The sequence below is a fragment of the Kitasatospora sp. NPDC058115 genome (genome assembly GCF_042884635.1).
In the GTDB taxonomy this organism is placed as follows: domain Bacteria; phylum Actinomycetota; class Actinomycetes; order Streptomycetales; family Streptomycetaceae; genus Kitasatospora.
In genome coordinates, this window is the sequence record NZ_JBHVTL010000023.1 from 58,541 (window position 1) to 82,201 (window position 23,661).

The window sequence follows — 23,661 nt, forward strand, 5'->3', positions numbered from 1 at the left end:
CGCGGCGCCGTCGCGACGGGCGCGGGTCGAACATGCGGGCGGGGGCTTGACCTCGCCGCCCCTTTGGCCGATGACTGGGGTGTGGAACTCATCGGGGTGTGCGGCGGGGCGGTCCCGGCCGTGGCGGCGGTCGATCGCTGATGGCCGTGGTGTTGCTGACGGGCCTGCTGGTGTCGGTGGTCTTCGTCGGAGTGGTGGCGCAGATCATCGCGACCCGTCAGCCGCGGGAACGGCGTTCGGGCAAACGGGACTTGGCGCCCCGCAAGGATCCGTAGGGCCGGTCGCGCTCAGCCGGCGGCGAGCCGCTGCTCCAGGCGGGCGCGCGCGTCCGGCCACTCGTCGCGCAGCATCGAGAAGTACGCGGTGTCGCGCCAGACGCCGGCGGCGCGACGCTTCTCGCGGCGGTGGACGCCCTCGAACCGGGCGCCGAGACGCAGGATCGCGTTGCGCGAGCGGTCGTTGAGCGCGTCGGTCTTCCAGAACACCCGACCCATGCCCAACTCGTCGAACGCGTGCACGAGCAGCAGCAGCTTCGCCTCGGTGTTGACGGCGGTGCGCCACACCGACCGGGCGTACCAGGTGCCGCCGATCTCGACCAGTTCGTCCTGCGCGTCGAACGCGTAGTAGCCGGTGATGCCGACGGCCCGGCCGGTGGCGAGCTCGATCACGGCGAACTTCACGGCCTTCCCGGCCGCCGCCTCGGCGAGCCGGACGTCCAGGATCGCCCCCAGCTCCTCCTCCGACGCCGGAGCGCCGAACGGGATCCACCGCCACACCTCGGGGTCGGGGCCGACGGTGCTCCACAGGTCGGACAGGTGGCGGCGGTCCAGCGGCTCCAGGCGGACGTGGCGGCCGGTGAGGGTGACGGGGACGGGCAGCTTCGCGGTCATGATCCGGAACGGTAGTCCGTGAATGCACTAGAGGCAATGGTGTTTTGCGCTAGTTCAAAGATGCGAGGGCAAAGGAAGGCCCTGCGGACCGGACGGTCCGCAGGGCCTCCCCGGCGGCGGTGCCTACAGGAACGAGTTGATCTGGATCGTCTCGTCCCGGCCCGGGCCGACGCCGATGGCGGAGATCGGGGCGCCCGACATCTCCTCCAGCGCCTTCACGTACGCCTGGGCGTTCTTCGGCAGCTCGGCGAAGGTCTTCGCCCTGCTGATGTCCTCGCTCCAGCCCGGCAGCGTCTCGTAGACCGGCTTGGCGTGGTGGAAGTCGGACTGGTTGTACGGCAGCTCCTCGACCCGCTGCCCGTCGATCTCGTACGCCACGCAGACCGGGATCTGCTCCCAGCCGGTGAGCACGTCGAGCTTGGTGAGGAAGAAGTCGGTCAGGCCGTTGACCCGGGTCGCGTAGCGCGCGATCACCGCGTCGAACCAGCCGCAGCGGCGGTCGCGGCCGGTGGTCACGCCGCGCTCGCCGCCGATGCGGCGCAGCGCCTCGCCGTCCTCGTCGAGCAGCTCGGTCGGGAACGGGCCGGAGCCGACGCGGGTGGTGTAGGCCTTCAGGATGCCGATGACCCGGTCGATCTTGGTGGGACCGATGCCGGAGCCGGTGCAGGCGCCGCCCGAGGTCGGGTTGCTGGAGGTGACGAACGGGTAGGTGCCGTGGTCGACGTCGAGCAGGGTGCCCTGGCCGCCCTCCAGCAGGACGACCTTTCCGGCCTTCAGCGCCTCGTCGAGCACCAGCGTGGTGTCGGCGAGGAACGGCTTGATCTTGTCCGCGTAGCCCAGGTACTCCTCCAGCACCAGGTCGGCGGGGATGGCGCGGCGGTTGTACAGCTTGACCAGCAGCTGGTTCTTGTCGTGCAGCGCCGCCTCGATCTTCTGGCGCAGGATCGACTCGTCGAAGAGGTCCTGGACCCGGATGCCGACGCGGTTGATCTTGTCCGCGTAGGTCGGGCCGATGCCGCGGCCGGTGGTGCCGATCCGGCGCTTGCCGAGGAAGCGCTCGGTGACCTTGTCCAGGGTGCGGTGGTACGGCGTGATCAGGTGGGCGTTGCCCGAGATCAGCAGCTTGGAGGTGTCGATGCCGCGCTCGTTCAGGCCGTTGAGCTCGGAGAGCAGCACGCCCGGGTCGATGACGACGCCGTTGCCGATCACCGGCGTCACGTTCGGGCTGAGGATGCCGGAAGGCAGCAGGTGCAGCGCGTACTTCTGGTCGCCGATGACCACCGTGTGACCGGCGTTGTTGCCGCCCTGGTAGCGGACGACGTAGTCGACGGAGCCGCCGAGGAGGTCGGTCGCCTTCCCCTTGCCCTCGTCTCCCCACTGAGCGCCAACGAGCACGAGTGCCGGCACAGGCGTACACCCCTTCCGGTTGGGGCATCCTGCGTAGGCCGCAGTCTGCCCCGAGATAGACGAAGCCCCTGGCGCAATAGCGCAAGGGGCTCTTGCACCGAGAGATTACCTGAGGAAGGACCGGTTGTGTCGTCCCAGTCCACGCCTGCAACCGGCGGCCCGGAGCCGCTCCTGCTGCTCCTCGACCCGGCGGCCCGGCAGTCCGACGGCGAGTCGGTGCGGATCGCGAAGGACGTTCTCTCCGGCGGGACGGACGTCAAGGTGGCCTGCCCGGAGACGCCCTCCGAGCTCGACCGGGTGCTTTCGCACCGCGGCCGGAGGCGACCGGTCGTGATCGGTTCCGATCTCGCGCTGCAGCGGGTGCTCCAGGCGCTGTACCGCCAACGTGAGCTGGGGACGGACCCGGTGGGGCTGGTCCCGGTCGGCCGTCCGGAGGAGGTGGCGGCGGCCCGCGGGCTGGGCGTGCCGCCGGCTCCGGTCGCGGCCGCGCGGGCGGTGCTGGCGGGGGCGGCGCGGAAGCTGGACCTGCTGGTGGACGACGGCGGCGGGGTGGCGCTCGGCGGGGTGCGGATCTCGGGCGGCGGGGCGCGGCGCCCGGTGGGCCGTCCGAGCGGCTGGCGTTCGCTATGGGCGAAACTGGCTGCGGCCGAGCAGGGGACCGTACTCACCCCGGAGCGGGTCGCGCGGACCGGACCGGCCGGGCGCACCGGACGCGGCGAGCCGGGCCACGGCGAGCAGAGCTCCCGGCTGCGGGTCGAGGCGGACGGGCGGCTGCTCGCCGACGTGCACCGGCCGGTCCGGGTGGTCCAGGTGACCCTGCCGTCCGGCGACTCGGCCGGCGAGGGCGTGATGGAGATCGTGGTGCGCGCCCCCGGCGCCCTGCTCCGGGCCCGGGCGGCCAGCGTCTCGGTGGCCGGCCGCGGCTTCGGCTACGAGGCGGACGGCCACCCGGTCGGCCCGGTCCGGGCCCGCACCTGGACGGTCCACCCGGGGTGCTGGGGCCTGCTGCTGCCCGCCGCCCGGGCCTCCCGCGCCGACGGGGCCCCCGGGTGAGCAGGCTCACGTTGGACGAACGGCGGGCGAACGCGGGGCGAAGCGCCGTACCCGCCCGGAACGCGCCAACGGGCGCGAACCGCAAGGCCCGGCGCGTTCGCGGGCCGGGTCCGGACGGCGAAACCCGCCGCTGGTAAGGGGTTTTGTCTACGCGCGTTACCGGCCCACGCCCGTTCAGATCCGGCCGACCGGGTGCCGGAACGCCGGGTCGGCTGGCCTAGACTCGAAGGCGTGCCACGTGGTGACGGAAGACTCAACCACGATCTTCTTCCCGGCGAGAAAGGCCCCCAGGACGCTTGCGGCGTCTTCGGTGTCTGGGCTCCCGGCGAGGAGGTCGCCAAGCTCACGTTCTTCGGCCTTTACGCCCTGCAGCACCGCGGTCAGGAATCCGCGGGCATCGCAGTGAGCAACGGCTCCCAGATTCTCGTCTTCAAGGACATGGGACTCGTCTCCCAGGTCTTCGACGAGGCCTCGCTGGGGTCGTTGCACGGGCATATCGCCGTCGGACACGCCCGCTACTCGACCACCGGTTCCTCGGTCTGGGAGAACGCCCAGCCGACCTTCCGGGCGACCGTGCACGGCTCCCTGGCCCTCGGTCACAACGGAAACCTGGTGAACACCGCCGAACTGGCGGCGATGGTCGCCGAACTCCCCGGCGAGGAGCACGTCTCCCGCTCCGGGCGGACGGCCGCGACCAATGACACCGACCTGGTGACGGCGCTGCTCGCCGGCCACCCGGACCTCTCCATCGAGGAGACGGCCAAGGTCGTCCTGCCCAAGGTCAAGGGCGCCTTCTCGCTCGTCTTCATGGACGAGAACACGCTCTACGCCGCCCGTGACCCGCAGGGCATCCGCCCGCTGGTGCTGGGCCGGCTGGAGCGCGGCTGGGTGGTCGCCTCCGAGACGGCGGCGCTGGACATCTGCGGCGCCTCCTTCATCCGCGAGGTCGAGCCCGGCGAGCTCATCGCCATCGACGAGAACGGCCTGCGCACCTCGCGCTTCGCCGAGGCGAAGCCCAAGGGCTGCGTCTTCGAGTACGTGTACCTGGCCCGCCCGGACACCACCATCGCCGGCCGCAACGTCCACCTCTCCCGCGTGGAGATGGGCCGCCGGCTGGCGAAGGAGGCCCCGGTCGAGGCCGACCTGGTGATAGCGACGCCCGAGTCCGGCACCCCGGCCGCCATCGGCTACGCCGAGGCCAGCGGCATTCCGTACGGCTCCGGCCTGGTGAAGAACGCCTACGTGGGCCGCACCTTCATCCAGCCCAGCCAGACCATCCGCCAGCTGGGCATCCGGCTCAAGCTCAACCCGCTGCGCGAGGTCATCCAGGGCAAGCGCCTGGTCGTGGTCGACGACTCGATCGTCCGCGGCAACACCCAGCGCGCCCTGGTGAAGATGCTCCGCGAGGCCGGCGCCGCCGAGGTCCACATCCGGATCTCCTCGCCGCCGGTGAAGTGGCCGTGCTTCTTCGGTATCGACTTCGCCACCCGCGCGGAGCTGATCGCCAACGGCATGACGATCGAGGAGATCGGCCGCACGCTCGGCGCGGACTCGCTCTCCTACATCTCGATCGACGGCATGATCGAGGCCACCAAACAGCCGAAGGACCGGCTCTGCCGGGCCTGCTTCGACGGCGAGTACCCGATGGAGCTGCCGGACCCGGCGCTGCTCGGCAAGCTCCTGCTGGAGGCCGAGATCAAGGGCGGCCAGCAGACCCCCGCGGTCCGCGGCAAGCCGACCAGCGGCAGCGACCTGGACGGCGTCCAGTCGCTGCTCGGCGGGGCGGGCGCGGCCGACGCGCTGCGCCGCCCGTAACGACGAACCCGCGGTGGGGTCCCGCAACCGGGACCCCACCGGCGTTCCAACCCCCACCACAGACCCGAGAGGGCCGCACAGCAGTGACTACCGACCAGAACGGCGCCACCTACGCCGCCGCCGGCGTCGACATCGAGGCGGGCGACCGCGCCGTCGAGCTCATGAAGCAGTGGGTGAAGAAGGCCAACCGCCCCGAGGTGGTCGGCGGTCTCGGCGGCTTCGCCGGCCTCTTCGACGTCTCCGCCTTCAAGGACTACCGCCGGCCGCTGCTGGCCTCGGCCACCGACGGCGTGGGGACCAAGGTGGCCCTCGCGGCCGCCATGGACAAGCACGACACCATTGGCCACGACCTGGTCGGCATGGTCGTCGACGACATCGTGGTGTGCGGTGCCGAGCCCCTGTTCATGACCGACTACATCTGCGTCGGCAAGGTCGTCCCGGAGCGGGTCGCCTCGATCGTCAAGGGCATCGCCGAGGGCTGCGCGCTGGCCGGCTGCGCCCTGGTCGGCGGCGAGACCGCCGAGCACCCGGGCCTGCTCGGGCCGGACGAGTACGACGTCGCGGGCGCCGGCACCGGTGTCGTCGAGGCGGACGAGCTGCTGGGCGCCGAGCGCGTCCGGGCGGGCGACGTGGTGATCGCGATGGCCGCCTCCGGCCTGCACTCCAACGGCTACTCGCTGGTCCGCCACGTGCTGCTGAACCAGGCCGGCTGGAAGCTGGACCGCAAGGTCGAGGAGTTCGGCCGCACGCTCGGCGAGGAGCTGCTGGAGCCGACCCGGATCTACTCGCTGGACTGCCTGGCGCTGATCCGGGCGACCGAGGTGCACGCCTTCTCGCACGTCACCGGCGGCGGCCTGGCGGCCAACCTGGCCCGGGTGATCCCGGCCGGCCTGCACGCCCGCCTGGACCGCGGCACCTGGACCCCGCTGCCGGTCTTCCGGACCGTCGCCGAGGTCGGCAAGGTGGCCACCCTGGAGATCGAGAAGACGCTCAACATGGGCGTCGGCATGGTCGCGGTCGTCCCGCCGCACTCGGTGGACGCCGTGCTGGCGGTCCTGGAGGACCGCGGCGTGGAGTCCTGGGTGCTGGGCGACATCGTCGAGCGCACCGACGAGCACACCGAGGGCGCGGCCCTCTACAACGCCTACGAGGGCTTCACGGCGGGCTGAGCCCGTCCGGTGACGCACGAGGGCCCCTCCGGCCGTGCCGGAGGGGCCCTTCGCGTCCGCCCGCCGCGCCGTCCGGGGCGGGCCCGTCGGTGCGGTCGTGCGGGAACGCCGAAAACCGGCCCGGTGCGCTGGGCACCGAAGCCGGTCCGGTCAGACTGGGAGACTACGCGCGACGGCGGGCCTGGGAGGGCCCGGTACCCGACTCGGTGTCGTCGTCCTCGCCGTCATCGGCGTAACGAGCCGCGTACTCCGCGTACGGGTCGTCGTCCTCGTCCTCTTCGATCGGCTCCGGCTCGATCGGGGAGGTGGAGGGCGATACGCCCAGCTCGCTGGAGAGACGATTGGCGTCGAACCCGCCGCTGTTGTACTTCAGCTCGCGGGCGACCTTCGTCTGCTTGGCCTTGGCCCGGCCGCGCCCCATGGGTCGACCCCCTCAACGATGGGGCTCACGGCCCCGAGTCTGACACGTGTTCATGATCAGGAGCGGCCTGCCCGAATGGGGAGAACCGTCCCTTGGAGCATCAACGGTACCTGTTTCTGCCGCTGGACGGTACGTCGTCGGTGTGACGTGGCGCGCACCAGCCGCACCCGCGACCAGGTCGTCCCAGGTCAGGGGAGGTTTTGCGGCTTTCTGCGCGCTGTCCGCAGGTGTCTCAGGTCCGTTGTTTCCGCACCGATTATCCCCCCAAGGGGGACGTTGGATCACCCGATCGGGTGCAGAAGTGAGAATCCGGTTCCACATTGTGATGCGCGGGGGACGGATGGGGACGCCCCCCGCGCACCATCGGTCGGTCACCGGCCGGTCACCGGGCCGGGTCCGCTCGCGGTCCGGCCGGGATCAGCCCCGGCGGGCGCCCGGCAGCAGCACCGAGCGCAGCGCGCTGATCTCGCGCATCCGCTTCTCGGCGAGCCGGTCGGCGGCGACGGCCGGCGGCACGCCGTCGGCGGCGGCCCGGGTGAAGATCTCCAGGGTGGTGTCGAAGATCTTCGTCGCCTTGTTCTTGGCGCGCTCGAAGTTGAAGCCGTCGATCTCGTCGGCGACCTGGATGACGCCGCCGGAGTTCACCAGGTAGTCCGGGGCGTAGAGGATGCCGCGGTCGGCGAGGTCCTTCTCGACGCCCGGGTGGGCCAGCTGGTTGTTGGCGGCGCCGCAGACGACGACGGTGCCGTGCTCGCCCAGCGCGGCCACGCTGTCGTCGGTGAGCGCGCCACCGAGCGCGCAGGGCGCGTAGACGTCCAGCTTGGCCTGGAGCAGCGCGGCCGTGTCGGCGACGACCTCCACCTCCGGATGGGCGGCGCGCACCCGGTTGACGGCGGCCTCGGAGACGTCGGTGACGACCACGGTGGCGCCGTCGGCGACCAGGTGACCGACCAGGTAGTGGCCGACCTTGCCGACGCCGGCCACGCCGACCCGCTTGCCGCGCAGGGTGGGCTGGCCCCAGCGGGCCTGGGCGGAGGCGCGCATGCCCTGGAAGACGCCGAAGGCGGTCAGGATGGAGGAGTCGCCGGCGCCGCCGTGCTCGGGCGAGCGGCCGGTGACGAACCCGGTCTCGCGCGCCACGACGTCCATGTCCTGGACGTAGGTGCCCACGTCGCAGGCGGTGATGTAGCGGCCGCGCAGCGACTCGACGAACCGGCCGTAGGCGCGGAGCATCGCCTCGTTCTTGTCCTTGTTCGGGTCGCCGATGATGACGGCCTTGCCGCCGCCGAGGTCGAGCCCGGCGAGCGCGTTCTTGTAGGACATGCCGCGGGAGAGGTTGAGCGCGTCCTCCAGCGCCGCCTCCTCGGAGGCGTACGGGAAGAAGCGGGTGCCGCCGAGGGCCGGGCCCAGCGCGGTGGAGTGGATGGCGATGATCGCCTTCAGCCCGGAGGAGCGGTCGTGGCAGAGCACGACCTGCTCGTGGCCGTCGCCGGTGGCGCCGTCCTGGGAGTTGCCGAAGATCCTGCCGAGCACGCCGGGTACGGAGTGCGAGGGGGCGGCGGTCTGTACGTCGGTCACTGTGGTGACTCCAGTATTCGAGGCCCGCTTGCTGTGGTGCGGGCGCCTAGGGCGAAGCGTAGCCCCGAGGGCGTCGCCGATCCGCACCCTTGACGAAGCTCGGGCCGCTTGTCCGAGGGGTGAGACGAAGAGGGCGCCAGCAGCCCGTTCGGGCCCCGGGGGCGCGTCCGCGAACGGCGCCGCCGCCCGGCGCCGGCCGGCCCGCGGTGACCGGACACTCCCGGGCGGCGGGGGGTGCGTGCGACGATGCAGGACGTGACCGTCGTGCGTACCTCCGTGCTGCCGCCCTACGCCGCGCACCTGCGGGTCTACGAGCCGCTGGCCGCCTACCCGGAGCCCGAGCGGGCGCACTGGCAGGTCTACGCGGCGGAGCACGGCCCGGACGCGCCGGAGGCGGGCCGCTCGGTGGCCGCGGCGGCGCTGGCGGAGCAGCGGACGGCGCTGGCCGAGCTGGTCGGCCGGACCCCGCGGGCGCTGCCGGAGCGGGAGAGCGAGCGGGCCTTCGTCCGGCTGGTGGACGGGGTGCTGTACATCTGCCCCTGGGCGACCAGGCTGCGCAACTGGCAGGCCCTGGAGGAGCTGCGGGCCGGGGCGCCGGTGGCGCTGCTGGACACCGCGCTGCCGCCGGCCACCCGGGCCGAGGCGGAGGCGGACCGGGAGCGCTGGCGGGCGGACCACCCGGACGCCCGGCCGTGGATCCTCACCAGCCGGTGGGAGGTGCCGGTGCGGTGGTTCCTGCCGTTCGGGGACGAGGATCGATGCTTCGTTCCCGCAGGGGCGGGGGAGAAGGAGGGGGAAGGGGTCCGGGGGGACCGGGCGTCGTTGTTCTACCTGACGCCGATGGCGCAGGCGCGCCGCCGGGTGGCCCGGGCGTACCGGGCGCTGCGCGAGGCGGTGCCGGAAGGGGAGCTGGTGCGGGGGGCGGAGCAGGTCGGGCGGTGGCTGGAGGAGTTCCATCCGCGGTCGCTGGTGGAGCTGGACTACGGGGGGCTGGTGCATCTGCTGGGGCCGGAGCGGCTGTTGGCGGACCGTTCGGCGGGGGAACTGGAGGACGGGCTGCGGGCGCTGCGGGCGGGGGACTCGGCGGAGGCGCTGCGGGCCTACGAGGCGCTGACGGTGCGCTGGCGGCAGGTGCTGGCGCTGCGCCACGCGAACTGAGCCGGGCGGGCCGCGTGCGGGCGGCCACGGGTGCGGGTGCGGGCGGGCGCGGGCCGGCTGAGGCGGCGTCACCGCTGGCCGGGGCGGGCGTCGGTGGTACTTGTAAGACTGTAAGAGTCCTACGGCCTGAGCCGTATGACCAAGGTCCCGGTTCGGGTCAATACCTGTCGAACGTGACACTACTCACTGTTGACGCGAACTCACCCCTATGTGCAAAAATGGGACAACCAGCCCAAGTTCACGTGAGCGTGCCCACTTTTGGGTGGTTCTGGAGTCGATGCGTGCTTTGCGGGGAAACGGCGGGTCTGGTCCCCTCGTAACCGAATGTCACTATAGGGTGACCGCCCGTTATGGGGTGGTCCATCGCCATCCGCCGGGCTTGAACCCGTGAGGGGTCAATTTTGGCGGTTTGGTCGATAGGGCTGGACGGATGGTGTAGTTGTAGACACCAGGACAAGCCGTTCGTCCTATAACCGACTCGGCCCGTCTATGCCATTTCGGGCATCGCGGGCCAAGGTGCAGAATTTGAAGGATAGAACCGCCCTGGTTCGGTTCTCCCGAGGAGGCCGCTCATGACCGCTCGTACCCCCGATGCCGAGCCCCTGCTGACTCCGGCAGAGGTCGCCACCATGTTCCGTGTGGATCCCAAGACCGTGACCCGCTGGGCCAAGGCCGGCAAGCTCACGTCGATCCGCACGCTGGGCGGCCATCGCCGTTACCGTGAGGCGGAGGTGCGCGCCCTGCTGGCCGGTATTCCGGCGCAGCGCACCGAGGCCTGACAGGTCGAACGCTCAAGGCTCTTTCGAAGGGGCTGCTTACCGGACTCCGCCGGGTCCGGTAAGCAGCCCCTTTGTTTGTCCCGGCGCACCCCCGCGGAGTGCCTTCTACAGGACTGTCGTACTGATGCGATCCACCCCGGAATGTTGAACTCCGGATAACGATTTGAGGGGGAAGGGGTGGGGGGGATTTACTGTGAATAGCAGTACAATTTTACATATTAAATTAGTGCCTTCTGGGAAGGGTGTCCGAACGGGCGGTTCCCGGGAAAGGCGGGTGACGACTATCACACGCACGGTCACTTGTGGTCTAGACCTAGTCCGGGTAAAAGGGCCGGAGCGGGAAACGCGAAAGGCCCGGAACCAAACGGTTCCGGGCCTTTCGCCTACGGCGATCCCGACGGGACTTGAACCCGCGACCTCCACCTTGACAGGGTGGCGAGCTAACCAACTGCTCCACGGGACCAGAGTGTTCCTGATCCGTCCGCTCCGCTCTCCCTTGCGGGCCGCGCTGCGAACAAGACAGATCGTAGCCCATGTGGGGGCCCCAGGTCGAACCGGCTCCGAACCGGCTCCCGGGGGCCCCCGGCGCAGCTCAGAGCGTGGCCCTGGCCGCCTCCATCGCCTTGGTGATCCGCTTCTCCGAGACCGGCGAGGGCGTGCCCAGCGACTGCGCGAAGAAGCTGACCCGCAGCTCCTCGATCATCCAGCGGATCGCCCGCACCTCCGGGGACGGCTGCCGCCCGGCCGGCACGGCCGCCAGCAGCTCCCCGTAGGCCCGCTGGACCTGCTGCACCTTCAGCAGCTGCTGGGCGTCGCGCTGCGGGTGATTGGGCAGCGCCTCCAGCCGGCGGTCCACCGCCAGCAGGTAGCGCTTGAGGTCCGGCAGCCGCTGCCAGCCGGTCTCGGCGACGAAGCCCGGGTGCACCAGCGAGGCCAGGTGCAGCCGGATGTCGTTCACCGCGTTCAGCAGCACCGGGCTGCTCACCGACTTCAGCCGGGTCGACGCCTTGTGGAAGGCGATCAGCGCGGTGGCCGTCTTCAGCGTGGTGTCCGCCGAGAGGTCGTACAGGTCGGCCCGGACCTTGTCGCGCAGCACGCCGAACGCCGCCTCGTCCCAGGCCGGACCGCCGGCCAGCGTCATCAGCCGGTCCGCGGCGCAGGCCACCACGTCCTCGAAGAGCGCCGGGACGGAGCCGTGCGGGTTGTACGACAGCGCCAGCTTGGCCTGGTTGCCCAGCCGGCCCTGGATCGACTTGGCGGGCGAGGTGGTGGAGAGCATCAGCAGCCGCCGGGTGCCCTCCCACATCGCCGCCTCCTGCGCCTCCGGGGTGTCGAACAGCCGGATGCCGACCGTCTCCCGCTCGTCCACCAGCGCCGGGTAGGCGCGCAGCGAGTGGCCGCGGGAGCGCTGCTCGAAGGTGCGCTGCAGCACCGGCAGGTCCTCCGGCCAGGCGGTCAGCCCGGACCGCTCGATGCCCCGGCCGGAGGCGGCCGAGGAGAGCGTCTCCTTCAGCTTCGGGTTGAGCCGCAGCCGGAGGTCCTCCAGGTCCTTGGATTCGGCGAGCTTCCTGCGGCCGTCCACCACCCGGAAGGTCACCTTGAGGTGCTCGGGGACGCGTTCCTCGTCCCAGGCCTCCGGGGGTACGGTCACCGCCGTCAGGCGCTTCAGGGCGTGCTCCAGGGCCGGCAGCAGCGGTTCCTGGCGCTCCTGGTGGCCCTTCAGCTCGCGCAGCGCGGCGCGGGCGTAGTCCGGGGCGGGCACGAAGTTGCGCCGCACCGCCTTCGGCAGCGCCTTGATCCAGGCGGTGACCAGCTCCTCGCGCAGACCGGGGATCTGCCAGTCGAAGCCCTCCGCGGTGACCTGGTTGAGCACCGGCAGCGGGATGTGCACGGTCACGCCGTCCGCGTCGCTGCCCGGCTCGAACTGGTAGGTGAGCTTGAAGCGGAGCGCACCCTGCTGCCAGTGGTCCGGGTAGTCGGCCTCGGCGACGCCGTCGGCGGCGTCGTTGATGAGCATCGACTTCTCGAAGTTGAGCAGGTCGGGCTGCTCCCGGCGGGCCTGCTTCCACCAGGAGTCGAAGTGCCGGGTGGAGACGACGTCGTCGGGCAGCCGGCCGTCGTAGAAGTCGAACAGGGTCTGGTCGTCGACCAGGATGTCCCGGCGGCGGGCCCGGTTCTCCAGCTCCTCGACCTCGCTGAGCAGCTTGCGGTTCTCGGCGAAGAAGCGGTGGTGGGTCTCCCAGTCGCCCTCGACCAGGGCGTTGCGGATGAACAGCTCGCGGCAGAGCTCCGGGTCGATCCGGCCGTAGTTGACCTTGCGCTGGGCGACCACCGGCACCCCGTAGAGGGTGACCTTCTCGAAGGCCATGACGGCCCCGGCCTTCTTCTCCCAGTGCGGCTCGCTGTAGCTGCGCTTCACCAGGTGCCCGGCCAGCGGCTCGACCCACTCCGGCTCGATCTTCGCGTTGATCCGGGCCCAGAGCCGGGAGGTCTCCACCAGCTCGGCGGACATCACCCAGCGCGGCGGCTTCTTGAACAGGCCGGAGCCGGGGAAGACCGCGAACCGGGCGCCGCGCGCGCCGCCGTACTCGCGCTTCTCCACGTCGTACAGGCCGAGGTGGGAGAGCAGGCCGGCCAGCAGCGACTGGTGGATCCGGTCGGCGTCCGGCTCGGCGTCGTCGTGCGCCTCCTCGATGGTGACGCCGAGCTGCTTGGCGACCGTGCGCAGCTGGGAGTAGATGTCCTGCCACTCCCGTATCCGCAGGTAGTTGAGGAACTCGGCCTTGCACATCCGGCGGAACGCGGAGGAGGACAGCTCGCGCTGCTGCTCGCGCACGTAGCGCCACATCGACAGGAAGGAGAGGAAGTCGGAGGTCTCCGAGGTGAACCGGCGGTGCCGTTCGTCGGCGGCCTGGCGCTTCTCGGCGGGGCGCTCGCGCGGGTCCTGGATGGAGAGCGCCGCGGCGATCACCATGACGTCGCGCACGCAGCCGTTCTTGTCCGCCTCCAGCACCATCCGGGCCATCCGCGGGTCCACCGGGAGCTGGGCCAGCTTGCGGCCGAGCGGGGTGAGCCGCTTGCGGACGTCCTTCTCCTCCGGGTCGAGCGCGCCCAGCTCGTGCAGCAGGCTGATGCCGTCCTTGATGTTGCGGGAGTCCGGCGGGTCCAGGAACGGGAAGGCGGCGATGTCGCCGAGTCCGGCGGCGGTCATCTGGAGGATGACCGAGGCCAGGTTGGTGCGCAGGATCTCGGCGTCGGTGAACTCGGGGCGGGAGAGGAAGTCCTCCTCCGAGTAGAGCCGGATGCAGATGCCGTCCGAGGTGCGGCCGCAGCGGCCCTTGCGCTGGTTGGCGCTGGCCTGGCTGATCGCCTCGATCGGCAGCCGCTGGACCTTGGTGCGGTGGCTGTAGCGGGAGATCCGGGCGGTGCCCGGGTCGATCACGTACTTGATGCCGGGGACGGTGAGGCTGGTCTCGGCGACGTTGGTGGCCAGCACGATCCGGCGGGAGGAGGAGCGCTGGAAGACCTTGTGCTGCTCGGCGGAGCTCAGCCGGGCGTAGAGCGGCAGGATCTCGGTGCTCTTCAGCTTCAGCCTGGTGAGCGCGTCGGCGGTGTCGCGGATCTCGCGCTCCCCGGAGAGGAAGACCAGGATGTCGCCCGGGCCCTCGGCCTGGAGCTCCTCGGCGGCCTCGCAGATCGCCTGGATCTGGTCGCGGTCGCGGTCCGCCTCGTCGGCGTCGCCGTCCTCGCCGGCCTCGTCCACGACCGGGCGGTAGCGGACCTCGACCGGGTAGGTGCGGCCGGAGACCTCGACGATCGGGGCGTCCTCGAAGTGCCGGGAGAACCGCTCGGGGTCGATGGTCGCCGAGGTGATGATCACCTTGAGGTCGGGGCGGCGGGGCAGCAGCTGTTTGAGGTAGCCGAGCAGGAAGTCGATGTTGAGGCTGCGCTCGTGCGCCTCGTCGATGATCAGGGTGTCGTACTGGCGCAGCTCGCGGTCGGTCTGGATCTCCGCGAGCAGGATGCCGTCGGTCATCAGCTTGACCAGGGTGTCCGGGCCGACCTGGTCGGTGAACCGGACCTTCCAGCCGACCGCCTCGCCGAGCGGGCTGCGCAGCTCCTCGGCGACCCGCTCGGCCACCGTGCGGGCGGCGATCCGGCGGGGCTGGGTGTGGCCGACCAGACCGCGCACGCCGCGGCCCAGCTCCAGGCAGATCTTCGGGATCTGGGTGGTCTTGCCGGAGCCGGTCTCGCCCGCCACGATCACCACCTGGTGGTCGCGGACGGCTTCGAGGATCTCGTCCTTCTTCTGGCTGACCGGCAGCTCGGCGGGGTAGTCGACGGCGGGCACGGCGGCGCGGCGGCGCTCGACCAGCAGCTCGGCCCTGGCGACGTCGGCGGCGATCTCGGCGGCGATCTTCGCGCGCGCCTCGGGCTTGCGGACCCGGCGCGCGCCGTCCAGCCGGCGGCCGATCCGCACCTGGTCGCGCAGGGTCAGCTCGGGCAGGCGCGCGGCCAGCTCGCCGATGCCGGGCCCGTCGCTCCGGGCGGACTCGGCGGCGGACTGGACTGCGGGAGAACTCACGGCGGGCATCCCTCTAGGTTCGCAAGGAGATGCGGCGGAGCGCACCTCGGTTTTCGAGCGACTCCAGTGTCACAGGGGACGCCCGTCCGCTGCCAACGGCGGCCCGGGGTGCCGCGGTCACCGTCCGGATCGGCGCGGACGCGGTGCGTGCGGGAGGGGGGCTCCTACCGGGGGAGGGGGGCTCCTACCACCGGTGGAGGACGACCACCGGGAGGACGAGACCGATGGCGAGCACGGCGACCAGGCCCACCAGCCGGGAGGTCGGGAGGTCGAGGAACTTCTTCGGCGGGCGGACCCGGCCGGCGGGGTCGGTGTTCAGGTGCCACCAGTTGCGGACGCGGTACACCTGCTCCTCGAAGTCGGGGGAGGGGTGCGAGTGGTTCTGGACGAGCCCGGGCAGGAAGCGGCTGCGCCCGTCGGCGAAGTGGATCTGCAGGGTCCGGTACGTCCCGAACCGGGTCTCCTGCCGGTACACCTCCATCCACCGGACCTCGTGCCAGGGGTAGGTGCGGCCGCGCCGGGTGAAGGCCCCGTGGAAGGTGATCCCGGCGGGCCCCACCGTGCTCCACGACGCGCGGGCCAGCAGCCGGGGGAGGAGCAGGACCGGGAGGGCGCCGATCGCCCAGGAGAGGGGTGTCGTGCCGAAGTCGTGCACGACCCGGACGCCGGCGACGGCCACGGCGATCCCGGCCACGACGGCGAAAGGCCAGGACCAGTGGTACCGGTCCTTCGCGCGGAAGGTCAGTTCGTCCACGGCCGGCAGCCTATGCCCCGGGTGACCGGCCGTCATCACCCGGGGCGCGCGGGACTGTTGGGGCGGGGGCCGGGGCGGTCCGCGGGAGGCGCGCTCAGGCCCGCAGCGCCCGGTCCACCAGGGCGCCGGCCGCGCCGGTGTACCCGGCCGGGTCGCACAGCGCGGCGATCTCCCGCGGGGTGAAGTGCCCGGCCAGCTCCGGCCGCTCGCCGAGCACCTCGGCCAGCGCCCGGCCCTCCCGGTCGGCGGTCAGCGAGACGTCGGTCAGCAGCCGTTTGGCCTCCGCCTTGCCCAGCTTCGGCGCCAGCCGCGCGGCGATCCGCTCGGAGACCAGCTGCCCGCCGGTGAGCTCCAGGTTGGCCCGCATCCGCTCCGGGCGGACCAGCAGGCCCTCGGCCAGCTCCGCCGAGGTGTGCGCGGCGCCGCCGGTCAGCCGCAGGCACTCGCGCAGCAGCAGCCACTCGGCGTGCCAGGCCCCGCCGGAGCGCTCGTCCTCGGTGACCAGGCACTGGGTCAGCCCGGCGGCCAGCACCGGCACCTGGAGGGCGGCGCTGCGCAGCAGGGTGGACAGCACCGGGTTGCGCTTGTGCGGCATCGCCGAGGAGGCGCCGCGCCCGGTCACGGCCGGTTCGGTCACCTCGCCGACCTCGGTGCGGGTCAGCGACTGCACGTCCACCGCGATCTTGCCGAGCGCCCCGGTGGTGAAGGCCAGCGCGGCGGCCAGGTCGGCCATCGGGGTGCGCAGCACGTGCCAGGGCAGCGCCGGGCGGGCCAGGCCGGTCTCCGCCGCGAAGGCCTCCGCCAGCCGGTCCAGGTAGTCGCCGGCCTCGACGTCCGGGTCCGGGCCGTCCAGCCGGGCGTACTCCAGGTAGCCCGCCAGGGTGCCGGCGGCGCCGCCGAGCGAGACCGGCAGTCCGTCCGCCAGGACGGCGGCGAGCCGGCGGTCGGCGTCCAGCACCAGCTGCCGCCAGCCGGCCGCCTTGAGGCCGAAGGTGGTGGGCACCGCCTGGAGCGCCAGGGTGCGGCCGGCCAGCAGGGTGTCACGGTGTTCGGCGGCCAGCGCGGCGAGCGCGCGGGCGGTGCGGTCCAGGTCGGCCCGGACCAGCCGCAGGGCCCGGGCGGCGACCAGCATCGCGCCGGTGTCCAGGACGTCCTGGCTGGTGGAACCGCGGTGCACGTACTCGGCGGCGGCCGGGTCCTCGGCGGCCACCACCCGGCTCAGCGCCTGCACCAGGCCGACCACCGGGTTGGCGGTCTCCCGGCAGGCCAGCGCGAGGGCGCGGACGTCGAAGTGCTCGGCCCGGGCGGCCCGGGTGATCGCGGCGGCCGCGGCGGGGGGCACGGTGCCCAGCCCGGCCTGGGCGCGGGCCAGCGCGGCCTCGGCGTCCAGCATGGCCTGGAGCCAGGCGCGGTCGGAGACGGCGGCCTCGACCGGGGTGCCGGCCCGGACCGGCGAGAGCAGTCCGGAGTCGGTGTCCGCCCCGGCCGGGTCGGGGTGCTGGTCGGTCATACGACGACGCCTCTCGGTTCGGTCTCGTCGGTCTCGTCGGTTCCGCCGGTCCGGGCGGGGCCGGGCCGGCCGGTGCCGCCGGTCCCGCCCGTGCCGCCGGTCCCGTGCAGCGGGAACGTCCCGGCGGCGCCGTCGGTGCCCTCGCCGCCGTCGCGCGGCGGCGGCACCGCGGGCCACTCGGGCGCGGGGGAGAGCGCCAGCACCGCGCGGGCGATGGCGTCGGAGTCGCCCAGGGTCACCGAGTCGACGCCGGGGCGGATGCCCGCGGCGGTGACCCAGTGCACGGACTCGGTCGGCACGCCGTACGCGAAGCGGCGCGGGTGCGCCCGGCCGCGCGCGTCCAGCAGCCGGTAGGGCCGCTCGGTGACGGCGAGTCCGCCGGTCTGGTAGCCGCCGTCGGACTCGCCGGGGATCCGGTAGGCGGCGCACTGCTCGGTGTCCAGCAGGTGGCGCAGCAGCGGGTCGTCGGTGCGGCGCAGGTCCGGTTCCGGCAGCCGGGCCTCGACCAGCACCGAGGCCCGGACCGGCGGGCCGGGGACGGTGGTGGAGTGCGCGGTGAACGCCGGGTCGACCGGGTCGATCCTGATCTCGGTGCCGGGGCCGAGCAGTTCCAGCACGCCGGCCTCGATCAGCGCGATCAGCTGCTCGATCCGTTCGGCCGGCGGGCCGATGGACAGGAACGCGTTCAGCGGGGTGTACCAGCCGTCCAGGTCGTCCCGGTAGGAGGCGCCCTCGATGCCGCTGTGGTCGACCGCCAGCCGGATCTCGTTGCGCAGGTCGCGCAGCACGTCCAGGGCGGCCTTCAGCGGGCCGCTGATGTTGCCCGCCCGGGCCTCGGCGACGTCCTGGCGCAGATGGCCGAGCAGCCAGTCGCGGAAGTCCGCGCGGTCGGCGAACTCCCGGCCTGCGTACGGGCGGGAGAGCCGCTCCCAGGACCACCGGCGGTCCGGCGGGACGTCGTACGCGTCCAGCACCGCGGCCGGGTCGGCGGCGGTCAGGAACCGGTCGGTGAACGCCTCGCGCTCGGCGTCGCGGCCCCCGGCGGTGAGCAGCGCGCCGTAGTAGACGGCCTCCACCTCGCGGGAGACCAGCGGCCAGAGGTCGGCGGAGAAGCGCACCGACTCGCCCTTGCGGGTGCGTTCGCGCAGTTCGGCGACCACCTCGGTGGTGAGCAGCCGGGGCAGGTGGCGCCCGTGGGCGCCCTTCTCGTTCTCGCCGCGCGCGTGGTACGGGATGCCGCGCCGGGAGGTGGCGTAGAGCTTCGGCTCGGCGCCGGAGGGCCGGTAGACCAGGGTGCCCTCCACCCGTTCGAAGCGGCCGCCGCGGCCGAGCGTCAACAGCGCCATGTGGTCGAAGAAGTTGAGGCCGAGGCCGCGCAGCAGGACGCTCTGGCCGGGGCGGGCGGCGACGTGGACGTCGGCGGGGTTGGCGGGGGTGACGTAGTCGAGGTGGTGGATCCGGGCCAGGCCGGCGGTGCGCTCCTCGCGCGCGGTGAGCCGGGCGGGGACGTGGCCCTGGGCGAGCACGACGGCGTCCAGCCGGTTCAGCCGGGTGCCGTCCTCCAGCCGGACGCCCTGCGGGCCGCCGGGGAAGCCGTGCGCGTCGGCCATCGCGACCGCCCGGGAGCGGTGCACCCGGACGGTGACGGTGGGCGGTGCGGCGGCGACCACGGCCCGGAAGGCGTCGCGCAGGTAGTGCCCGTAGAAGGCGCGGGTCGGGTAGGTGTCCGGGCCGAGCGCGGCGGCCTCGGCGAGCGTCACGTCGTCGTGGCGGGCCGGGTGGTCCGGAGAACGGCCCTCCCGGGCAAGCGATCGGGCCCATTCGTACAGGCTCGGACCGGGTTCGACCGGGCCCTCGATGCGTACGCTGTCGTCGGTGTACACGGTGATCTGCGAGGCCACCGTGTTCATCAGGAGGTGCCGGGACTGGTCGGTGCGCCAGACCCGGCCGGGGCCGGGGAGCGCCGGATCCACCAGGTGCACCGTGACGGTGGCCCCGCCGGGCCCGGTTCGTTCGTTGGCGCAGAGTCTCTCCAGTACCGAGAGGCCGCGCGGACCGGCGCCGATGACGCAGATCTGGAGATGACGATCGATCATGCCCACAGGACGTCATCGTAGTTGTGTCGATCTGATGATGAAAAGGTACTAAGAGCAGCCGACCGCCCCCGCGCGACGCGGTACGTCCCGCCGCGCGGCTCATGGCCCGGCTCGGGCGCGCTTGATGTGAAGCGGACTTGAAGTCCTACGCTCGGCAGACGTCCGCCGGCCCAGGAGGGAAACGTTCCATGGCTGTTCAGCTCGATCACACGATCGTCCCGGCGCGGGACGAGGAGGAGACCGCCCGCTTCCTCGCCGAGGTCCTCGGCCTCCCCGCCCTGGTGCGCAGCGAGCCGTTCCTGGTCGTGCGGCTCGCCAACGACGTCGCCCTGGACGTGATGCGGGTCGACGGCCCGGTCCCCACCGGGCACTACGCCTTCCTGGTCGGCGAGGAGGAGTTCGACGCCGTCCTCGGCCGGGTCCGGGAGCGCGGGCTCACCTACTGGGCCGACCCCTTCCACCGCCGCCCCGGCCGGGTGAACGCCTGGTCCGGCGGCCGCGGCGCCTACTTCGAGGACCCGAGCGGCCACAATCTGGAGATCATGACCAGGGCCTCCGGCGACAGCCGCTGATCCGGTCCGCGGAGGCCCTGACCTCCCGTTCTGCCCGTTCGGCCGGTCCTCCCGGGCCGGCCGTCGGCGTTCCCGGCAACGGTCCGGGGCCGTCGTGGGCTCTGGTGGGGTGAGGAGGTGCTCATGGGAGCCAAGAAGGCCGAGCGGGACGCGGAGTTCAACGCGTTCGTGACCGGGGCCTGGCCACGTCTGATCCGGACGGCGTTCCTGCTGACCGGGGACCGCTACCTGGCGGAGGACGTGGTCCAGACCGCGCTGGAACGGACCTACGCCGCCTGGGGGAGGGTCACCCGGGCTGACGAGCCGTACGCCTACGTGCGCCGGATCGTGGTCAACGAGCACGCCCGCCGCTTCCGGCGCCGGGTGCCGGAGCAGTTGGTCACCGCCGTGCCGGAGCGCACCGGTCCGGACGGTTTCGCGCGGCTGGACGACCGGGCCGCCCTGCTGGCGGCCCTCGGCACGCTGCCGCCCGGACAGCGCCAGGCGGTGGTGCTGCGGTACTGGGAGGACCTGAGCGAGTCCCAGGCCGCCGCCGCGATGGGCTGCTCGGTCGGCACGGTCAAGAGCCAGGCGTCGAAGGGCATCGCCAAGCTGCGCGAGCTCTCCTCACTCATCAGCACGACGAGCATCGGAGGTGCGGCATGAACCACGACGGGACGCCCGCGGACGCGGCGGCCGAGGGCGGCGAGGAGGTGGCCCGGGCGCTGTCCGGGCTGGCGGGGACGGTCGAGAGCGGCCCGGCGCCGTACGAGGCCGTGCTGGCCGGCGGCCGGCGGAGGGTGGCCCGGCGGCGGACGTCGCTGGGCGCGGCGCTGGCGCTGGCCCTGGTCGCGGTGGCGGGGGGCGTCGCGGCGGTGCAGGGCGGGGTGGGCGGCGGAGCGGGCGGTCCGGCCGGCACCGCGGCGGTCACGGTCTCGACCGCCGGCGTCTCGGCGGTCCTGGTGCCGGGCGCCGCCCCGGGCGCCGCGGCCGCCCCGCAGCACGATCCCCGCGACCCCTTGGACCCGGCCCGGATCCAGGTGCTCTCCGGCACCGTGGACGGCAAGCCGTGGAGCGTCGTCGCGGCCCTGTGGCCGGCCCCGGGCGCGGAGCGGATCCACGAGCAGGCCCGGCTGATCTGGGCCGAGGACGCCTCGGCCGGCTACACCGGGGCGGCGCCGACCGCGGACTACGTCGACCAGTACGGGCGCCCGGACGCGGACCGCGTGGTCTTCTACTACGTCCTGGACGGCCGGCGGCTGGCGACTCCCGCCGACGCCCTGATCGCGCCGCCGGGCGGCCCGGCGGGCTTCGTGCACGCCCCCGGCGAGCAGTTCCCGAAGGTCTGGCTGGGCGCCCAGTCCAAGAACGGCGAGGCCGACCCGCTGTTCCACGTCCCCCGGGCCCAGGCCGGACTGATCGGCCCGGGTGTCGCCCGCGCCGAGATCCGGTGGCGCGACGGCGTCACCGCCGAGCCGGCCATCCTCGCGCTCGGCGACTCCGAGGCCCGCTGGATCGCCGTCGCCAAGCGCGGCATCCCGGCCGAACTCCGCCTCTACGCGGCCGACGGCTCGCTGATCGCCGCCGACGGGGGGTGGCTGGACAGCTGACCGCCCGGGACCGGGGCACGCCCGACCCGCCCGACCCGTCCGGCAGCCCGGGCGGAGGCCGGGCGGAGGCCGGGCGTGCCCCGGACACGCGGAAGGCCCCGGAGAGGATCTCTCCGGGGCCTTCCCGCCTTCTCAGGCACCTGTGGCCAGGGCCGGGGTCGAACCGGCGACCTTCCGCTTTTCAGGCGGACGCTCGTACCAACTGAGCTACCTGGCCGTACTGCACCGTCTCTTGCGAGACGAGCGATCCCGACGGGACTTGAACCCGCGACCTCCACCTTGACAGGGTGGCGAGCTAACCAACTGCTCCACGGGACCTTGGAGTGGCGAACCACTCAGGTCTTGCGGCACAACACTTTACTACGGTACTGCGTGCCCCCAACGGGATTCGAACCCGTGCTACCGCCTTGAAAGGGCGGCGTCCTGGGCCACTAGACGATGAGGGCTTGCGGCCTGTCCGGCTGTTTCCAGCGTTCGGGGACGTCGAGAAGCATATGGGATGCGGGGCCGAACGCCAAAACGGGTTTCGGCCGGGTGGGCGGCGGGGTCAGGACCAGCCGAGTTCGTCGAGCTCGTGGTCGTCGAAACCGAAGTGGTGGGCGACCTCGTGGATGACCGTGGTGCGGACCTCCTCGACGACCTGCTCGCGGTCCTCGCACAGGCGCAGGGTCGGGCCGCGGTAGACGATGATCCGGTCGGGCAGGACGCCCGCGTACCACTCGCCGCGCTCGGTGAGCGGGGTGCCCTCGTAGAGGCCGAGCAGCTCCGGGTCGGCGGGGTCGGGCTCGTCCTCGACGAAGACGGCGACGTTGTCCATCATCGCGGCGAGTTGCGGCGGGATCCGGTCGAGCGCGTCGGCGACCAGTACCTCGAACTCTTCCCGGGTCATCTCCACCGGTTCATTGTCGGGTCTGCGGTGACGGTGTGCCAGGCGGTCGGGGCCGGTGTTTCATGGGTCTGTGGCGACCTCGGAGGACTTGGTGGCGGACGGTGCGGCGGCCGGGACGGCCCGGCGGCGTCCGCCGGTGCTGCGCGGGCAGGGGCCGGCGGTGGCGGTGGTGGCCGTCGGCGGAGCGCTGGGGGCGACGGCCCGGTACGGGGCGGGGCTGCTGTGGACGACCGGACCCTCGGTGTTCCCGTGGACGACGCTGCTGGTGAACGTGGTCGGGTGCGCCGTGATCGGGGTCTTCCTGGTGGTGGTCACCGAGGGCCGGCCGGCCCATCCGCTGCTGCGGCCGTTCTTCGGCACGGGCGTGCTCGGCGGGTTCACGACCTTCTCGACGTACGCGGTGGACGTCCGCCGGCTGCTGGAGGAGGGGCGGCCCGGACCGGCCGTGGCGTACCTGGGGCTGACCCTGGTGGCGGCGCTGACGGCGGTCTGGGCGGCGGCCGCGGTGACGCGCCGTCTGCTGCTGCGCGGGCCCGGGCGGCCGGTGTGACGGGCGCGGGGCGGCCCCGGCTGGGCGGACCGGCGCTGCGGCTGACGGTGCTGGTCGGCGAGAACGACCGGTGCCGGCACCGCCCGCTGTACAGCGAGATCGTGCACCGGGCGCGGGCGGCCGGGCTGGCGGGGGCGAGCGTGTTCCGGGGGGTCGAGGGGTTCGGCGCGTCCTCGATGGTGCACACGGCGCGGCTGCTGTCGCTGAGCGAGGACCTGCCGGTGGCGGTGGTGATCGTGGACACGGAGGAGCGGGTGCGGGCGTTCCTGCCCGAGCTGGAGGGACTGGCGGTGGAGGGGCTGGTGACCCTGGAGCGGTGCGAGGTGCTCCGGTACGCCGGACGCCCCGGCGGACCGGGGCCGGCCGGGGCGGCGGAGGAGGGCGGGGCGGCGTGAACTGGCTGCTGGTGGTGGCCGGGGCGCTGGTCGGCGCGCCGGTGCGGTACCTGACCGACCGGGCCGTGCAGTCCCGGCACGACTCGGTGTTCCCGTGGGGGACCTTCGTGGTGAACGTGTCCGGCTGCCTGGTCCTCGGGCTGGTGACCGGGGCGGTGGCGGCCGGCGCGGCGTCCTCGCACGTCCAGCTGCTGCTCGGGACCGGGCTGTGCGGGGCGCTGACCACGTACTCGACGTTCTCGTACGAGACGCTGCGGCTGGCCGTCGGCGGGGCCGGGCGGTACGCGCTGGCGAACGTGGCGGGCAGCGTCGCGGCGGGCCTGGCGGCGGTGTACGCGGGTGCGGAGCTGGCCGCGGCGCTCTGGGGCTGAACGCGGGCGGCCCGGGCTCCTGCGGGCGCTCGTCCGGCGCTCCTGCGGTGCCCGTCCGGGTGCTTCCGGCCGTGCCACCC

The 23,661-nt window shown here is 72.9% G+C and carries 20 protein-coding genes and 4 tRNA genes; 11 read left to right on the forward strand and 13 right to left on the reverse strand.

Annotated elements, in window-relative coordinates; all coding sequences use genetic code 11:
* Positions 1-287: 287 nt before the first annotated feature.
* The gene (locus ACFVVL_RS24075) at positions 288-890 is read right to left on the reverse strand and encodes a GNAT family N-acetyltransferase (protein WP_380289259.1); all 603 of its coding nucleotides are present in this window, start codon (positions 888-890) and stop codon (positions 288-290) included.
* A gap of 123 nt (positions 891-1,013) precedes the next feature.
* On the reverse strand, positions 1,014-2,297 hold the full coding sequence (locus tag ACFVVL_RS24080) for an adenylosuccinate synthase (RefSeq protein WP_380289257.1): 1,284 nt from the start codon (positions 2,295-2,297) through the stop codon (positions 1,014-1,016).
* Positions 2,298-2,423: 126 nt separating this feature from the next.
* Here ACFVVL_RS24080 and ACFVVL_RS24085 point away from each other — a divergent pair, with 126 nt between their 5' ends.
* From ACFVVL_RS24085 to purM, 3 genes are all read left to right on the forward strand, one after another.
* The gene (locus ACFVVL_RS24085) at positions 2,424-3,350 is read left to right on the forward strand and encodes a diacylglycerol kinase (RefSeq protein WP_380289255.1); all 927 of its coding nucleotides are present in this window, start codon (positions 2,424-2,426) and stop codon (positions 3,348-3,350) included.
* A gap of 231 nt (positions 3,351-3,581) precedes the next feature.
* Positions 3,582-5,165 (forward strand): amidophosphoribosyltransferase, encoded by a 1,584-nt coding sequence (gene purF, locus ACFVVL_RS24090; protein ID WP_380289253.1) that lies wholly within the window; start codon positions 3,582-3,584, stop codon positions 5,163-5,165.
* A gap of 83 nt (positions 5,166-5,248) precedes the next feature.
* Complete coding sequence (gene purM, locus ACFVVL_RS24095; RefSeq protein ID WP_380289251.1) at positions 5,249-6,334, forward strand: phosphoribosylformylglycinamidine cyclo-ligase; 1,086 nt, start codon at positions 5,249-5,251, stop codon at positions 6,332-6,334.
* 163 nt (positions 6,335-6,497) lie between these two features.
* On the opposite strand, the gene ACFVVL_RS24100 is transcribed toward purM, so the two are convergent.
* Positions 6,498-6,755: a DUF3073 domain-containing protein gene (locus ACFVVL_RS24100; protein ID WP_327679361.1), complete on the reverse strand. Its 258-nt coding sequence runs from the start codon at positions 6,753-6,755 to the stop codon at positions 6,498-6,500.
* Between the two features lie 417 nt (positions 6,756-7,172).
* Positions 7,173-8,288 carry a Glu/Leu/Phe/Val dehydrogenase dimerization domain-containing protein gene (locus tag ACFVVL_RS24105; protein ID WP_387678626.1) on the reverse strand — a complete coding sequence of 372 codons (1,116 nt, stop codon included), beginning with the start codon at positions 8,286-8,288 and terminating at the stop codon, positions 7,173-7,175.
* 300 nt (positions 8,289-8,588) lie between these two features.
* Here ACFVVL_RS24105 and ACFVVL_RS24110 point away from each other — a divergent pair, with 300 nt between their 5' ends.
* Entirely contained in the window at positions 8,589-9,491 is a 903-nt protein-coding gene (locus tag ACFVVL_RS24110) for a hypothetical protein (RefSeq protein ID WP_387678467.1), read from the forward strand.
* A 572-nt stretch (positions 9,492-10,063) separates the two neighbouring features.
* A complete protein-coding gene (bldC, locus tag ACFVVL_RS24115; protein WP_014137253.1) occupies positions 10,064-10,270 on the forward strand; it encodes a developmental transcriptional regulator BldC in 207 nt (68 codons plus the stop codon).
* A gap of 389 nt (positions 10,271-10,659) precedes the next feature.
* On the opposite strand, the gene ACFVVL_RS24120 is transcribed toward bldC, so the two are convergent.
* From ACFVVL_RS24120 to ACFVVL_RS24140, 5 genes are all read right to left on the reverse strand, one after another.
* Positions 10,660-10,733 (reverse strand) — tRNA-Asp (locus ACFVVL_RS24120).
* A gap of 129 nt (positions 10,734-10,862) precedes the next feature.
* Complete coding sequence (hrpA, locus tag ACFVVL_RS24125; RefSeq protein WP_387678470.1) at positions 10,863-14,864, reverse strand: ATP-dependent RNA helicase HrpA; 4,002 nt, start codon at positions 14,862-14,864, stop codon at positions 10,863-10,865.
* A gap of 175 nt (positions 14,865-15,039) precedes the next feature.
* Complete coding sequence (locus ACFVVL_RS24130; RefSeq protein ID WP_387678473.1) at positions 15,040-15,609, reverse strand: hypothetical protein; 570 nt, start codon at positions 15,607-15,609, stop codon at positions 15,040-15,042.
* A gap of 94 nt (positions 15,610-15,703) precedes the next feature.
* Positions 15,704-17,119 (reverse strand): 3-carboxy-cis,cis-muconate cycloisomerase, encoded by a 1,416-nt coding sequence (pcaB, locus tag ACFVVL_RS24135; protein ID WP_387678476.1) that lies wholly within the window; start codon positions 17,117-17,119, stop codon positions 15,704-15,706.
* The gene (locus ACFVVL_RS24140) at positions 17,116-19,215 is read right to left on the reverse strand and encodes an FAD/NAD(P)-binding protein (protein ID WP_380289234.1); all 2,100 of its coding nucleotides are present in this window, start codon (positions 19,213-19,215) and stop codon (positions 17,116-17,118) included. The genes pcaB and ACFVVL_RS24140 overlap by 4 nt, the downstream gene beginning before the upstream one ends.
* 188 nt (positions 19,216-19,403) lie before the next feature.
* On the opposite strand from ACFVVL_RS24140, the gene ACFVVL_RS24145 reads away from it, so the two are divergent.
* From ACFVVL_RS24145 to ACFVVL_RS24155, 3 genes are all read left to right on the forward strand, one after another.
* The gene (locus ACFVVL_RS24145; protein WP_387678479.1) at positions 19,404-19,787 is read left to right on the forward strand and encodes a VOC family protein; all 384 of its coding nucleotides are present in this window, start codon (positions 19,404-19,406) and stop codon (positions 19,785-19,787) included.
* Positions 19,788-19,910: 123 nt separating this feature from the next.
* On the forward strand, positions 19,911-20,432 hold the full coding sequence (locus ACFVVL_RS24150; RefSeq protein ID WP_380289230.1) for a SigE family RNA polymerase sigma factor: 522 nt from the start codon (positions 19,911-19,913) through the stop codon (positions 20,430-20,432).
* Positions 20,429-21,376 carry a hypothetical protein gene (locus ACFVVL_RS24155; protein WP_380289228.1) on the forward strand — a complete coding sequence of 316 codons (948 nt, stop codon included), beginning with the start codon at positions 20,429-20,431 and terminating at the stop codon, positions 21,374-21,376. The genes ACFVVL_RS24150 and ACFVVL_RS24155 overlap by 4 nt, the downstream gene beginning before the upstream one ends.
* 143 nt (positions 21,377-21,519) lie before the next feature.
* On the opposite strand, the gene ACFVVL_RS24160 is transcribed toward ACFVVL_RS24155, so the two are convergent.
* From ACFVVL_RS24160 to ACFVVL_RS24175, 4 genes are all read right to left on the reverse strand, one after another.
* Positions 21,520-21,593, reverse strand: a tRNA-Phe gene (locus ACFVVL_RS24160).
* Between the two features lie 27 nt (positions 21,594-21,620).
* A tRNA-Asp gene (locus ACFVVL_RS24165) sits at positions 21,621-21,694 on the reverse strand.
* A 55-nt stretch (positions 21,695-21,749) separates the two neighbouring features.
* Positions 21,750-21,822 (reverse strand) — tRNA-Glu (locus tag ACFVVL_RS24170).
* A gap of 101 nt (positions 21,823-21,923) precedes the next feature.
* Complete coding sequence (locus tag ACFVVL_RS24175; protein WP_350547852.1) at positions 21,924-22,265, reverse strand: metallopeptidase family protein; 342 nt, start codon at positions 22,263-22,265, stop codon at positions 21,924-21,926.
* An 88-nt stretch (positions 22,266-22,353) separates the two neighbouring features.
* On the opposite strand from ACFVVL_RS24175, the gene crcB (ACFVVL_RS24180) reads away from it, so the two are divergent.
* From crcB (ACFVVL_RS24180) to crcB (ACFVVL_RS24190), 3 genes are read left to right on the forward strand one after another with little or no spacing between them, the layout of a single operon-like run.
* The gene (gene crcB / locus ACFVVL_RS24180; RefSeq protein WP_387678629.1) at positions 22,354-22,815 is read left to right on the forward strand and encodes a fluoride efflux transporter CrcB; all 462 of its coding nucleotides are present in this window, start codon (positions 22,354-22,356) and stop codon (positions 22,813-22,815) included.
* The gene (locus ACFVVL_RS24185) at positions 22,812-23,210 is read left to right on the forward strand and encodes a DUF190 domain-containing protein (protein ID WP_387678484.1); all 399 of its coding nucleotides are present in this window, start codon (positions 22,812-22,814) and stop codon (positions 23,208-23,210) included. Before crcB (ACFVVL_RS24180) ends, ACFVVL_RS24185 begins: the two co-directional genes overlap by 4 nt.
* The gene (gene crcB, locus ACFVVL_RS24190) at positions 23,207-23,581 is read left to right on the forward strand and encodes a fluoride efflux transporter CrcB (RefSeq protein ID WP_380289174.1); all 375 of its coding nucleotides are present in this window, start codon (positions 23,207-23,209) and stop codon (positions 23,579-23,581) included. Before ACFVVL_RS24185 ends, crcB (ACFVVL_RS24190) begins: the two co-directional genes overlap by 4 nt.
* The last annotated feature ends 80 nt before the right edge of the window (positions 23,582-23,661 follow it).

Excerpts from the sequence above, each read along its gene's own strand:
- ACFVVL_RS24155 (WP_380289228.1), top strand. The coding sequence starts at position 20,429 with ATGAACCACGACGGGACGCCCGCGGACGCGGCGGCCGAGGGCGGCGAG.
- ACFVVL_RS24150 (WP_380289230.1), top strand. The coding sequence starts at position 19,911 with ATGGGAGCCAAGAAGGCCGAGCGGGACGCGGAGTTCAACGCGTTCGTG.
- ACFVVL_RS24100 (WP_327679361.1), bottom strand. The coding sequence starts at position 6,755 with ATGGGGCGCGGCCGGGCCAAGGCCAAGCAGACGAAGGTCGCCCGCGAG.
- ACFVVL_RS24145 (WP_387678479.1), top strand. The coding sequence starts at position 19,404 with ATGGCTGTTCAGCTCGATCACACGATCGTCCCGGCGCGGGACGAGGAG.
- ACFVVL_RS24075 (WP_380289259.1), bottom strand. The coding sequence starts at position 890 with ATGACCGCGAAGCTGCCCGTCCCCGTCACCCTCACCGGCCGCCACGTC.
- hrpA (WP_387678470.1), bottom strand. The coding sequence starts at position 14,864 with ATGCCCGCCGTGAGTTCTCCCGCAGTCCAGTCCGCCGCCGAGTCCGCC.
- ACFVVL_RS24175 (WP_350547852.1), bottom strand. The coding sequence starts at position 22,265 with ATGACCCGGGAAGAGTTCGAGGTACTGGTCGCCGACGCGCTCGACCGG.
- ACFVVL_RS24140 (WP_380289234.1), bottom strand. The coding sequence starts at position 19,215 with ATGATCGATCGTCATCTCCAGATCTGCGTCATCGGCGCCGGTCCGCGC.
- bldC (WP_014137253.1), top strand. The coding sequence starts at position 10,064 with ATGACCGCTCGTACCCCCGATGCCGAGCCCCTGCTGACTCCGGCAGAG.
- pcaB (WP_387678476.1), bottom strand. The coding sequence starts at position 17,119 with ATGACCGACCAGCACCCCGACCCGGCCGGGGCGGACACCGACTCCGGA.